This is a genomic window from Flavobacterium sp. SLB02, assembly GCF_009664855.1.
GTDB lineage: Bacteria > Bacteroidota > Bacteroidia > Flavobacteriales > Flavobacteriaceae > Flavobacterium.
The window spans coordinates 561581-575252 of sequence record NZ_CP045928.1; the positions used below are offsets into that span (position 1 = coordinate 561581).

Below are 13672 nucleotides of genomic sequence, written 5' to 3' on the forward strand. Positions count from 1 at the left end.
ACCATGATATAAATTATATAACAAAGCAGATGAATTGTATAATCTTTTTAAGCGACTTGAGAAGTAGTTTTGAATGTCTTTCAAACGAAATTAAAAACGGACTTAAAAAGAGGTCACTTAATCTTAATTGAAAGACACAAGAAAGAACCAAAACGGTCTTACTAACTTTTATAAATACAATTCTATTATAATGGCTTACTCAAATAATGATATAACACGTTTTTTAGATGCGCAGAATAAACTTTATTTAACCGCTCTTGCCGAAATGAAAAAAGGGAAAAAAGAAACACACTGGATGTGGTTTATTTTTCCACAAATACAAGGACTAGGGACAAGTAATATTTCAAAATATTATGCCATTTTCGATCTTAAGGAAGCGAAAGAGTTCCTAGATCATCCCATTTTAGCAAAACATCTTATAGAAATTTCAGCGCTATTATTAACATTTAAGAGAAAATCTGCCGAAGGTATTTTAGGAGATTTAGGTGCCCGTAAATTATGTTCATCGATGACACTTTTTTCTCAGGTAGAAGGTGCTCATCCTATATTTCAGGAAGTTCTAGATACATTTTTTTTAGGATATTCAGATCAGCTTACTTTATCAATCATAGATTCACAAGTAGTAATGTCGCCAGCTGTTGAAGCATTAATATAAATTACGCTCAAACGTAAAAAAAAGAAAACCATTCCCCTTTAAGCGGAATGGTTTTTTGTTTGTGGAAGGTTTTTTTAGCCACAAATTTCACAAATTTTCACAAATATTTAAACACCTATCTATGTGTGTTTTAAATAAGCGATATGTCTTTTTAAAGTTAAAAATTCTATGTTTCCATGTGCTAAAATAATTACTGCCAATTACTTTTTCAATGCTGCACCGCCAGGCATAACTTCCGTTTTTAATTTGAATTTACTGTATTCAACCACTCCGGTTTTATCTGCCCAATCAAAATAAGCAGCCGAAAGTTGGTTTACAATTCCCGGATTTTGTTGTGCCACATTGGTGGTTTCGCCGCGATCGGTTTCGATGTTATAAAGTTCCCATTCGTAAGACGGGTAAGTCGAAACCAATTTCCATTTGCCATCTCTTACGGCCCTGTTTCCGGCTCTTTCCCAAAACAATGGTGCGCCTCTATCGACCTGCGAAACATTATTAAATAAAACAGGCAACAAACTGCTTCCAACCAAAGGGGTTGTCGTCACACCATTATATTGTTTTGGATATTCTATTCCGGCCAATTCATAAAAAGTAGGGGCAAGGTCAATAATATGTCCCGTTCCTTTATCGATTCGGCCTGCTTTTATTTTTGATGGAAACCACGCTATGAAAGGAGAACTGAATCCGCCTTCGTGCATGTTATTTTTATATTGCTGTAACGGAGTATTCGACAAATACGCCCAGTTTTGTTCCTGATAATCAAATGATCCTGAGGTTCCAACTGGTCCATCATTTCGAACCAAACCTCTTCCTAACGGATTATAGGTATTGAAACCGCCTTGCGCTCCATTATCTGAAATGAAAATAATCAGCGTGTTTTTATCTTTTTTCAACGCTTTTAATTTCTCCAGAACTTTCCCCACATTCTGATCCATATTATCGACCATGGCAGCGTAAACTTCCATTTTGGCTTTCCAGAATTGTTTTTCGTCGTAGGTTAGTTTGCTCCATTCCGGCACTTCAGGATCTCTTGGAGAAACAGTTTGATTGACGGGTAAAATACCGTTAGCCTTTAATTTCTGGATTCTTTTTTCTCTTAAAATATCCCAGCCCTCGTCAAATTTTCCTCTGTATTTGGCAATGTCAACAGGTTTTGCCTGCAATGGCCAATGGGGAGCGGTGAAAGCCAAATACAAAAAGAACGGTTTGTTTTCTTTGTTTTGCTCGTCTAAAAAAGCCACAGCATTATTCCCGATTTCATCTGTAAAATAATACGAATCATCTTTGGGATGTAATTCTTCATTATTACGAATCAGTTTTACCGGATAAGGCGTTTTCCCGAAAGGCAAAGGTTTGGTGTCAAAATAGTTGGATGCTCCTTTCAGGATTCCGTAAAATTTATCAAAACCTCTCTGGTTCGGCCATTGCGCCTGATCTTCAGAGCCTACGTGCCATTTTCCGGAAAGCAAAGTGCTGTAACCGCCCGAACGGAAAACTTCCCCCAATGTCAAAGATTCTTTGTTTAAATAACCCTGATATGCCGGTAATCCTAAATTCACATCAAAAAATCCCATTCCGGCTTTGTGCTGATATTGTCCTGTAAGCAAAGAGCCGCGGGTTGGCGCACAAATCGAATTATTGTAAAATTCGCGTAAGCGTAAACCTTCACTGGCTAATTTATCAAGATTAGGTGTTTTAATTTCTGATCCATAATTCCCTAAATCAGAATAGCCCATATCATCGACCATTATTAAAATGATATTGGGTTTATCTGAAGTTGTTTTGTTTTGTGCATTTAAAGCCACTACAGAGAGTAGAAGGTTTAGCATAATAATTGTTTTTTTCATTATTGTTGATATTTTAATTTATTTTAAATTGTGGGAGTTTATTGAGTTTAACTTTGACAAAGTTTTATTTGCATTTTTGTCATCCTGAGAAACGAGGGATCACACTAGAAACTTTGCAAAGAAATGGCGACAATCTTTGTCAAGCTACTTGCGAAGATCCCTCGTTCCTCGGAATGACAAGCTTGTGGTTACTTTTGTCGAACATCATTGCCTTTAACTTTGTCAAATTTCTCGAGATTACTATGCTGTTTTACATTTTGCATAGCTATGCTTTTTATTAAAGTGAAACGACTTTTAAACCTTTCAAAAAGCTTTGTTTCTATGTGTTTAAAAAATTATTTACCAAACAGTAAAAAAGCAATAATCAGCGTAATAATCACATTGAATAATTGTGCGATTAAAAACGCATACAAAGGTTTTCGGCTATTATTACTCAACAAATCTTTAAAATTCGTTTCAAGACCAATACTCGTAAAAGCCAGAGCAAACCAAATGCTTTGTAAATTTTTCAAACTGTCTTTTACGCCATCTCTAACTTCAGCAGTAAGCAGGAAAGAGAAGAGCAATGAAGCGGCAATAAACCCAATAACAAACTTTGGAAAACGTTCCCAAATAAGACTTAAAGTGGGTTTTGATTCTTTGGCTTCCGCCGAATTGTTGTGTGTATATGTCCAATAAACCGATATGGCAAAAGCGGCAATTCCTAACAATACATTTTGAGAGAATTTTACAATCGTGCTAATCTTCAAAGCGGTTTCTCCAACCAAAGAACCAGAAGCTACAACGGCGCCTGATGTATCGATACTTCCGCCCAACCAGGCTCCGGTAACTTCTTCGGGAAAATTGAAATATTTAGCAATTATCGGCATGAAAATCATCATCGGGATTGCGGTTACCAAAACAATCGAAATGACATAAGACAATTTTTTTGAATCGCCTTTAATAGCACCCGAAGTCGCAATTGCAGCAGAAACTCCACAAATAGAAACCGCACTCGAAATCATCATCGTCAATTCGTCATCGACTTTTAGCTTTTTGCACAACCAAAAAGCAAAATACCAAACGGATAAAACGACAACCAAAGCCTGAATTAATCCTAAAGAACCGGCTTTTAGAATATCTGAAAAAATCACGCTGGTTCCCAATAAAACCAATCCAATTTTGACAAATACTTCTGTAGAAAGTGACGATCGAAACCAATCCGGAAGTTTAAAGAAATTCCCAATCGCTAAACCAATTGCTAAACTGAAAATTACAGCTTCGAGATTCAGTTCTTTTACTTCGGTATTTCCGGCAATGATTAAGGCGAGAACAGTCAGGATGTAAACAACCGGAAAACCTAGTGAAAAGTTTTTTACCGATTTACCAATTAAAAAAGCACCTAAAGTTCCGATAGAAATAAGGTATAAAAATTGTAATCCCAGGATTTTTAAATTTTCAAGATCGAATACATCCTGGAATAAATCGATTCCGGTGGACCATTTGAAAACGGGAACTTCGGGAAGAAAAACAAAAAGAGAAATCCCGATGATTATAAATCCGAGAATTACGACGGTCCAGTCTTCGTGAATGTTGAATGTTTTGGTTGGGGCTGACATTGTATTATTTTATTATCCTAACAGGTTTTCAAAACCTGTTATGTATTTATTGGCTGAGTTTTTAATTTTTTTGAATAACCTTATGCTTTAGCTGGAGGTTATTATTTTGTAATTGACATTGGCTTTAGCCGAATTTTTTATTTGGCTATTATTATACTTTGAACCTAAATACCTAATAGGTTTTAAAAACCTGTTAGGATATGAGAAGGATTACAAATCGACAAAATATTTTTGTGTGCCAAAATCAAATTCATAATGCGTTAGATTTGGCCATAAAGGTTTAACAAGACCTTTTTCCCAGTTTTGTAAAGCAAGGTGTAATTCTTTTACTTTTGCCGGATTTTTTTGAGCAAGATCTGTTGTTTCAGATTTATCTGAAGCTAAATTATAAAGCCATTCTTCGTGCGTTTTTCCGCTGATGATTAATTTCCAGTCACCGCTTCTTATGGCTTTTGCATCGCCGGAACGCCAATACAAAGTTTTGTGTGCTTCTTTGTTTTCATTCACGGTACTCACAAGATCAACTCCGTCATAAACGCGGTCTTTTGGTAAATCAGAATGAATAGCTGCAGCAATTGTAGTAAAAATATCCAACGTACTTACCGGAGTTTTATAGATCGTATGCGGTTTGATTTTTCCTTTCCACGAAAGTGCAAACGGAACATTTACTCCGCCTTCGAAATGAGAAAACTTTCCGGCTTTTAATGGGGCATTTGTCGTCGCAAAAGTATAATCGGCACCACCGTTGTCGCTGGCAAAAATGATCAAAGTATTATCTTCCAGACCTTCTTTTTTTACTTTAGCCCTGATTCTTCCCACCGCATCATCTAAGGCGCTGATCATCGCAAAATAAACACGTTTGTTTTCGTCTTTTACATTCGGGAAACGATCGTAGTATTTTTTACGAACCTGAAATGGCGTATGTGGTGCATTAAAAGGAACATATAATAAGAAAGGCTTGTTTTTATTTCGATCAATAAAAGCTTCTGCTTCGTCAGCAAATGTTTCGGTTAAATACGCCTTATTATGAATGATCGTAGTATCACGACGAATTTCTCCTATACCAACACGGCCATTTGCCCAAATCATTTTATCGGTAAAATCTTTATGATGGTGGTTGATAATATCCGGATTATCATCTTCTGGCGTGTAAAGCGAAAACGCCTGATAAAAACCATAATGATAATCGAAACCACGGTCTAAAGGAAAAAATCCTTTGTTGTGTCCCAAATGCCATTTTCCGATAATTCCAGTGCTGTAACCTTCTCTTTTGGCCAAATCAGCGAAGGTAATTTCAGATTGTGGCAAACCTTGTGTAGCAATCGAAGCTTCGTTTGGATAATTGATTTTATCATTCAGTCTCCAGTTATTGGTATTGATTAAATATTTGAAACCATAATATTCCAGATTGTTTTTTGGATAACGATCTCCGGGCTGATATTCATGCCCAAAACGTTCCTGATAGCGACCCGTTAAAATCCCGGCACGAGATGGTGAACAAATCGAAGCCGAAACATATCCATCCTGAAACGTAACTCCTGACGCGGCCAGAGAATCTATTTTCGGTGTTGATGTCGATTTTCCTCCGTATAACGAAATATCATATTTTCCTAAATCATCAGCGAGGATAATAATGATATTTGATTTTTTTACAGTGCTGTCTGTGGGAACTTTTTCAGCTAGAAATTTTGCTTTTCCTTCCAGTAATTTTGGGTCTGGTTTTATTAAAGTTCCATCGGTATTGATGGGCCAGAATAAAAATACAGCTATAATTGCCAATACAATTACAACTGGAAAAAGAATCTTTCTTATTTTCGATAATGCCATAGTTTAGATGTTTTAAAAAAAGGAGAAAATAATATGATACCTGAACAAATCTGATTGCTCTCTATTTGCGTCCTGCAAGGTTTTTAAAACCTTGTAGGTCTGAAAGTATTTAGAATATTTTCGAATTTTAGTGGTAAAAAAAATATACCTACAAGGTTTTGGAAACTTTGCAGGAAACCTAAAATTCAATTTAGTTTAATTTTTATTTTGAAGCCAAAGCCACATCAACATCATTCTTCAAGTCGCCTAAACCTTCTTTTTTGAATACAATTTTTCCGTCTTTATATAAAATCAAAGTCGGGAAAACTTTTACGGTTTTTAGATCAGCGATTACTTGTGGGCTGTCTTCCAGATCAATTTCTACAATTTTCAAATTAGAGCCGTATTGTGCTTTGATGGTTTCTAAAACAGGTTTTACTTTTTTGCAAGCGCCACAATAAATAGATCCAATATCTACCAGAACATCTTTGTTTTCAGCGATGATTTTTTTGTATTCGGCCAGAGTTAATTTGCTTTTTGAGTTGGCATAAAAAGGTTTTCCGTTTCCGATCCAGTTGGCGATTCCACCTTCTAAACTATACGCTTCTTTAAAACCTTTTTTTAATAAATCATCGGCCAGCCAAACGCTTCTTCCTGCACCAATCGAATAAGTAAATACAGGTTTTGATTTGTCTAATTTTGCTACTTGCGCAGCATAATCTTTAGATTCAAGATTAAAATTTACTGCGCCATTGATATGGTTCAGCGCAAATTCTTCAACACCTCTGGCATCAATGATTTGCGGATTTTTTTGGCTTTGAATTTTAGAGTAAAACACATCTAACGAAACCATATTAGAGCTTTTTTCCTGAGAAAAACCTACAATTGTAAAAAGCAAAATTGCGGTCGCAATACTATTTTTGAATATTTTATTTTTCATGATTTCTTAGTTTTAAGGTGTAACAATATTCCAATACGGATTTGCCGTTTCGAAAGTGCTCGCCAATTCTCTGAACTTAAACGGATCACCTTCAAAACTAACACCTTCTGAAGTTAGAATTTCTCTTGCCGTTTCGGGATTGGATAATAAGGCTACAAACTTGGCTTTTGGAATGGTTAAGGTAAATTCGGTTTTATCATTTGGTCGGTTTTGACTTTGGTGTAAAACGCCGTTTTTAAGATAAACCAGAATATTTTTGTTAAGTTCAGGGAAAATGAAACGCAATTTCACGTCTTTTCCGGCTGCTTTTGTTCCGTCGACAGTAACTGATAAATAATCGAAAATAGCTTCAGGAGTTAGTGTAGACAAAAATCCTGCGGCACGATTTACGGGGTTTTTAGGAACAATGACGCCTTCGCGAAGTTCTTTGGCTCCTGATAAATATAAATCTCTCCAAATTCCGGATTCACTTTGATAGGCGATTTGTTCGAAAGCATCGGCTTGTAAATTTTTAGCAGCAACATTCTCCGGATTGGCAAAGGTTACATGTTTTAAAACTTCGACAACCCAACGGTATTCGCCTTTTTGGTAACTTTCGGTTGCTTTTTTCAAAGCGACTTGTTCACCGCCAAACCATTCCACATATTTTTTAGCCGATTCTACTTGTGGTAATTTATCATAATTAGCAGGATTTCCGTCCCACCAGCCTAAGTAGAATTGATACGTAGCTTTGGCATTGTGTTTTACCGTTCCGTAAAAATCACGGTTGTACCATTCTTTGCCTAATTCGGCAGGAAGTTTTATTTCTTCGGCAATCTCATCTTTATTTAGGCCTTTATTGGCTAAATGAACGGTTTGATCGTGTACGTATTTGTATAAATCTCGTTGCTTTTCCAGAAAAGTAATTCCTTTGTCATGTCCGTAAACCGGCCAGGTATGCGACGGAACGATAAATTCGGTTTTGTCTCCAAACAAATCAATCGCTTCATCCAAATATCCTGCCCAGGCTTTGGCATCTCTGGTTTTGGCTCCACGAGGTGTAAGGACATTATGATAAGTATGACTGGCAATTTCGGCAGAAAAAAAAATTTTCTGGGCAGGAGCAAAGACCGTTAATTCGGCTGGCGCTTCAGAATTCGGCGTAAGCTGAAAAACTAAATCCAAACCATCAATCGTAATTTTTTGACCTGTTTTTTCGACTTCAAAATTAGGCTGTAAAAGTGAGGAAGAACCTCCGCTTAAAAATGGTTTTCCTAATCCTACATCAACCTGAGCTGTAGCGCTTCTTTCTAAGCTTAAACCAAATTGATATCCGGCTCTTCGGCGCATTACATTTCCTAAAAGTACATTTTCGCTTACCGCTTCTTCATAGAAACCTTTTGGCGTTATAAATTTTACTTTTCCGGATTTGATATCTTCTGCAGCAACCAAACCTTCCAAACCACCATAATGATCACCATGACTATGAGTAACAATTACAGCCAGAATAGGTTTGTTGGCGACGTGTTTTTTGACTAGTTCATAAGCGGCTGATGAAGCTTCACCAATCGTTAGGGCATCAATTACGACATAACCATTTTTGGTTTCGATAAACGAAATATTAGCCACATCAAAAGAACGCACCTGATAAACGCCATCGGTAATTTTAAACAATCCGTTGATGTTGTTGAGTTGTGCCTGACGCCATAAAGCGGGATTGACCGTTGCCGGAGATTTTCCTTTTATAAAAGCAAAATCATTTAAGTTTACAGCAACATTTCCTGTTTTAGAAAGAATCTTCCCGTCGGCAAGAGTGGCGATAAAACCTCTCTTGGCGTCGGTAAAATCGGCAGTATCATCAAAGTTTAACTTCGAATATACTGCCTCATTTGATTTTTGGGTAAAAGTTGACGCCTGTTTTGGCGTTTGTGCGTTTGCAACAATGGTGAAACCGATTAACAGTGTCGTTATTTTATTTTTTTTCATATTTTTATACTTGTACCGGTTCTTCCTGATAAATTGGACTCGAAGCAATAACTGTTTCTGCTTTAGCTCTTAGAGGAACTGCTAAAACTCCTTCTGCCAAAGCACTTCCTTCTTTTTTAGATTTGAATATTGGCCACAAAAATTGCGCGTACCACTCTTCTTGTTTGTATGATTTCATTCCGTAAGATTTTGGATATTTGCGCGTAATTAAAGCTGTTCCAAAAATTACATCCCAAAGGAAAAACATGTTCCCGAAGTTGCCTTTAAAATATCCAACACCATCTCCGCTAGTATCTGCATGATGTGCGTGATGCGTTGCAGGAGTCGAAATCAAGCGTTCCAGAACCCATGCAACTGGATGTAATATTCTGTATTTGTAAAAAGGTTTATCCCATTTGATACTTGAATGTGCTCCTAGAGTGATGAAACTTTTGATCACCAAAACAAACAATGCCGGTAATCCTAAACCTAAATACGTCAAGGTAGCCGTTAGATAAATTTGAGAAAAGAAAACAGTATAAATAAAGTTTTGTCTCGATGCCATTGTCATTCCCATATACGGAGCTGAATGATGCGTTCTATGAAATCTCCATAAAAACGGAACCTGATGATGCAAACGGTGGTACCAGTATTGCGTTAAATCATCGGCGATTGCGATTAGGAAAAAGCCTCCCCAAAACGGAACCCATGAAAGGGAGTTGGCTAAATTCGGAATCAAATAAGGCAATGCTGTTAAGCTGAAAAAGGCAATTACCGGTGGTAAAAGTAATTTTGGTGCTAAGAAACAAACGATATCTATTTTGCGTTCCTCACCCGTCCATTCGTCATCGTATAAACCGGCTGTAAATTCTATAACTCCCAAAACCAACATGAAAACAGTTAATCCCCAGGTACGAATGTTTTCGAAAGCAGGTTTTGTAAATTCTAAAAAGGAGGGTAAGGTAAGGTGCGATTGTATTATAGCACCATTTGTCAGTTTAAAATAAAGAAATATTGCCACTACCGGTAGTGAATATATTACGAAACTGATACTTAAATCTCTTATTAGTCTTCCTCTTGAATTGTGATCTATTATTGCCATGATATCTTATTTTAAAAAATTACTAATTAATGCTAAACCTCCCGCCAAAATCACTAGCGGAACTAAAAAAACAATCGCTCCCACGATGATTTTTTTTCCTATAATTTCAAAGTCAACTCTTTTCATATTTGTGAAATTTATTTTTTAGTTGTCAATTATGTAATCGCCTTTTTTTATTGGTGTTTGTTTGCACAAACTTTTTTTAGTGGCGATTTCATGATTTCTAATTTTTATGTTTATAACTCTATTGAAAATCAGTGTGTTTTTGATAAATGTAAAAATAAATAAAACAACACTTTAATTCTATGGATTTAATAGAGTTTTATTTATTGATTTTTTCAATATTTGTTATAATATCTATTGATTATTATTTTACTTTTTGAATATTTGGAAGCGTCTCCATCGTTAAATTATCTCTTAGTTTTTCCGAAGGCAAGTACAAACGAATGATCAGAGTTGTTTTTTGAACATTGTTGATTGGCAGCCAGTTTTCTTTTTTCTCAGTTCCCGAAAGATTGATTTTATATGAAGTACTATCCGCTTCATACTTTATATCTTCAAGATTATAGCTGTATTTGTTGATTGGGTTTTTAATTAAAAAACCATTTTGGTCATACGCCGTGATACTCCAATATTTAGCATCCAGTTTTTTCCCGCTAATTACATAATCAGCTTTAGGATCTATCGCATTTCCTTCGCTATCTGTATTGCTGCTTAAATAGATAACTTCTTTTTTCGTTAAGGCATAAGGTCCGTAAACTGCCACTTGTGCAATGGTTAGCAAATCGGCCGAGTTGAGGTCTTTGTCTTTATCGACAGTCTGCCAGTTGCCAATGATGCGTTGCGAATCGCTTTTGCCGGATTTAATATTATAAACACCAACGGCGCTACCGAATACGATAGCCAGAATGATCAGTGCTACTGCAAGTCCTATCTTTTTAATTTTTTGATTTAAAGCCATTTTTATTTGATTTTAAGTTGAATGTTTTGTTTTGTTAGGAGCTAATCCCGCTATTCGTTCCAATCTTTTGTGGCGGACCCCGCCACAAAAGGATTTCCACTTCTATCGGGGCTAAGCCAATCTTTGTCAGGTTACTCATTGAGATCCCTCGTTGCTAATAATGACGTTTTTTGGAATTAAAATAAAAAAATCCGTTTAAATCCGCGTCTTTACATAGCAAATCCATGTCATCTGCGTACCATGACAAAGCTTATCTCCCTAACTTCTCTACCGTAACACCATGCTGCAATTCCGTCAATGTTTTTACCGGATACGCTTTAGAAACTAAATAACGAAACAGAATCAATCCTTTTGTCGTTGGACTATAAATGATTTTCTCTTTCGAAATATTCTTCAATACTTCTGATGTACTTCCTTCAGGCGCCAGATAATATTCGAATTTGGCTTTTACCTTTTCTTCGTTCTCTACAAAGAAATTAGTGGTGTTTTCCTGATAAGCCGAAATAGACCAGTAAGTAGAATCCGGAACAATCCCTGAAATTTTCAATACATCATCTTTCAAATCATAATTGATTGTCGAATACAAAAAGTCAGGATTTGGTAGCGGAATTACCCGGCTGTTTTCATCATTGGGCTGATCTCCAAATTGAGGAGTATTGATAACGCCAAGACTTTTTTCTGCAAACTTTTTTTGCACATAATAAGGAGTTACCCAAATCGTCAGGTAGTAAAAGCTTACTGCAATTGCTACAAGAATCAAGGCGAATAGGCCTTTTTTTAAAATTGGTTTTGTTGCTGCCATAATTTATTTATTATAAGTTATTATTCTGCAAGGATTTAAAGCTTGCAGGATTTAAAATCATATGTTATTTAGAACTTCCGGCATCTCCCGATTTAGTAACTTGTTTTACTAAATCCTGAAGCGTTTTACCTTTATCAGCTCCGTTATTATGAATTCGTCTGTTATAAACATCTTGCCAGTCGATAAGCGGATAAACATTATTCTCTTTGGCCTGTTCATCAAACAATTGCTTAAGCTCGGCTAATTTTTCAGGGTATTTTTTAGCCACATTATTGCGCTCGTTGAAGTCTTCGTTTAAGTTGTACAATTCCCAAACATCGTTATCAAAATTGCTTTCGGCAGGTTTTTCATTTTTTCCTAAGGCTTTTTTCACAGCAAAAGAATCCGGTAAATGTGCTGCTCCGGCTTTCCAGCCATCTTTATAGATTGCTCTGTTGCCAAAAATGTAGTAGTACTGAACTTTGTGCAATGATTCTGCTTTAGCATCATTTAAAGAAGCATACAAAGAAGAGCCCTGAATAATATCCTGTTTTACTGATTTGATATATTCAGGAGCTTTAATTCCTGCAATATCCAGTGTAGTAGGCAATAAATCGGTTATATGGCTGTATTGATTTCTGATTCCGCCTTTTTCTTTAATTCCTTTTGGATAAAAAACAATTAACGGATTGTGGGTTCCGCCTTCTGATTGTGCATCTTGTTTCCAGTTTTTAAAAGGAACATTTGTTGCCTGAGCCCATCCCAGAGGATAATTGGTATTAAGACCTTTTGCTGTACCAATTTCGTCGATGTTGGCTAAGTTTTTCTTTAGGTTTTCATCATCAGAACCACCTTGAGAGAATAAACTTTGATTGATTGTTCCTTCTGTGGTTCCTTCTTTACTCGCTCCGTTATCACCAATTGCAACAAAAATTACGGTATTGTCTAACTGATTGCTTTCTTTTAGATAATTGACCACTCTTCCAATTTCATAATCCGTATAAGTAAGGAATCCGGCATACACTTCCATAAAACGGGCGTATACTTTCTTTTGGTCCGGAGTTAATTTTTTCCAGTCTGTAATTAAAGGGTTACGTTCCGGTAATACAGCGTTTGCAGGAATCACGCCCAATTTCTTTTGTTTGGCAATTACTTCTTCACGATATGCATCCCATCCTTTGTCAAATTTTCCTTTATAAGGATCACTCCATTTTGTAGCAACCTGATGAGGTGCATGTGCTGCTCCCGGTGCATAGTATAAAAAGAATGGTTTTCCCGGTGCCGCTTTTTGTTGTTTCTGAATGAAGCTTATTGCTTTATCTGTAATCAATTCGTTTAAATGTCTTCCGTCTGGTTTTATATGAACCTGATCTTCTACTAAATCAGGATTATATTGATCTGTTTGAGAACCCAGGAATCCGTAAAAATGATCGAATCCTTTTCCGGTTGGCCATCTGTCAAATGGTCCGGCATCTGTTGCATCTTCATCTGGCGTTACACCATATTTTCCAACGGCAAAAGTGTTGTATCCGTTCTCGCGTAAAATCTCGGCAATTGTTCCTTTATCTGATGGAATTCTACCATCCCAACCCGGAAATCCTGCTGATAAAATGGTATGAGAGAAACCGCTAACGTGAACTCTTCCTGAATTTCTTCCGGTTAATAGTGCTGCACGGGTAGGAGCACAAATGGCTGTTGTATGAAAGTTGGTATATCGTAAACCATTATTGGCCAAATTATCAAAAGTTGGGGTTTGTATTAAACCTCCAAATGCACTTGAAGCTCCAAAACCTACATCATCCAGTAAGATCCAAACAACATTTGGCGAGCCTGCAGGAGCTTTTACGGGATCTGGCCAATATTCTTTAGAATCGGCTAGTGTTTTACCAATAACACCTTTGAAATCTGCATTTTGTTTTTCCTGAGCAAAACCTAATTGTGCAAGAAGCAATGCAGTAATCAAAAGCCCTTTTTGTGAACCTTTGATTGTACTATTAAATTTTAATTTTTTCATTAGATTAAATTTTTAATTATTTAA

General features: G+C 36.4%; 10 protein-coding genes. 1 reads left to right on the forward strand and 9 read right to left on the reverse strand.

Going from position 1 to position 13672, the window contains the following annotated elements:
• Positions 1 to 190 precede the first annotated feature (190 nt).
• Positions 191 to 655 carry a DUF1810 domain-containing protein gene (locus GIY83_RS02515; protein ID WP_208684529.1) on the forward strand — a complete coding sequence of 155 codons (465 nt, stop codon included), beginning with the start codon at positions 191 to 193 and terminating at the stop codon, positions 653 to 655.
• Between the two features lie 200 nt (positions 656 to 855).
• Here GIY83_RS02515 and GIY83_RS02520 read toward each other — a convergent pair whose 3' ends face one another.
• The 9 genes from GIY83_RS02520 to GIY83_RS02560 form a co-directional block, all read right to left on the reverse strand.
• Positions 856 to 2502, reverse strand: coding sequence for an arylsulfatase (locus GIY83_RS02520; RefSeq protein ID WP_208684531.1), 1647 nt, complete (start codon positions 2500 to 2502; stop codon positions 856 to 858).
• 335 nt (positions 2503 to 2837) lie between these two features.
• Positions 2838 to 4100 carry a YeiH family protein gene (locus GIY83_RS02525; RefSeq protein ID WP_208684532.1) on the reverse strand — a complete coding sequence of 421 codons (1263 nt, stop codon included), beginning with the start codon at positions 4098 to 4100 and terminating at the stop codon, positions 2838 to 2840.
• Positions 4101 to 4310: 210 nt separating this feature from the next.
• Complete coding sequence (locus GIY83_RS02530) at positions 4311 to 5927, reverse strand: sulfatase-like hydrolase/transferase (protein WP_208684534.1); 1617 nt, start codon at positions 5925 to 5927, stop codon at positions 4311 to 4313.
• A 202-nt stretch (positions 5928 to 6129) separates the two neighbouring features.
• Positions 6130 to 6846 carry a thioredoxin domain-containing protein gene (locus GIY83_RS02535; protein ID WP_208684536.1) on the reverse strand — a complete coding sequence of 239 codons (717 nt, stop codon included), beginning with the start codon at positions 6844 to 6846 and terminating at the stop codon, positions 6130 to 6132.
• A 12-nt stretch (positions 6847 to 6858) separates the two neighbouring features.
• The gene (locus GIY83_RS02540; RefSeq protein ID WP_208684538.1) at positions 6859 to 8811 is read right to left on the reverse strand and encodes an alkyl/aryl-sulfatase; all 1953 of its coding nucleotides are present in this window, start codon (positions 8809 to 8811) and stop codon (positions 6859 to 6861) included.
• A gap of 4 nt (positions 8812 to 8815) precedes the next feature.
• Positions 8816 to 9892 carry a sterol desaturase family protein gene (locus GIY83_RS02545; RefSeq protein ID WP_208684540.1) on the reverse strand — a complete coding sequence of 359 codons (1077 nt, stop codon included), beginning with the start codon at positions 9890 to 9892 and terminating at the stop codon, positions 8816 to 8818.
• 367 nt (positions 9893 to 10259) lie between these two features.
• Positions 10260 to 10853, reverse strand: coding sequence for a DUF1214 domain-containing protein (locus GIY83_RS02550; RefSeq protein WP_208684542.1), 594 nt, complete (start codon positions 10851 to 10853; stop codon positions 10260 to 10262).
• Positions 10854 to 11103: 250 nt separating this feature from the next.
• Complete coding sequence (locus GIY83_RS02555) at positions 11104 to 11655, reverse strand: DUF1254 domain-containing protein (protein WP_208684544.1); 552 nt, start codon at positions 11653 to 11655, stop codon at positions 11104 to 11106.
• A 64-nt stretch (positions 11656 to 11719) separates the two neighbouring features.
• Positions 11720 to 13648, reverse strand: a complete 1929-nt coding sequence (locus tag GIY83_RS02560) for an arylsulfatase (RefSeq protein WP_208684546.1) — start codon at positions 13646 to 13648, stop codon at positions 11720 to 11722.
• Positions 13649 to 13672 lie beyond the last annotated feature (24 nt).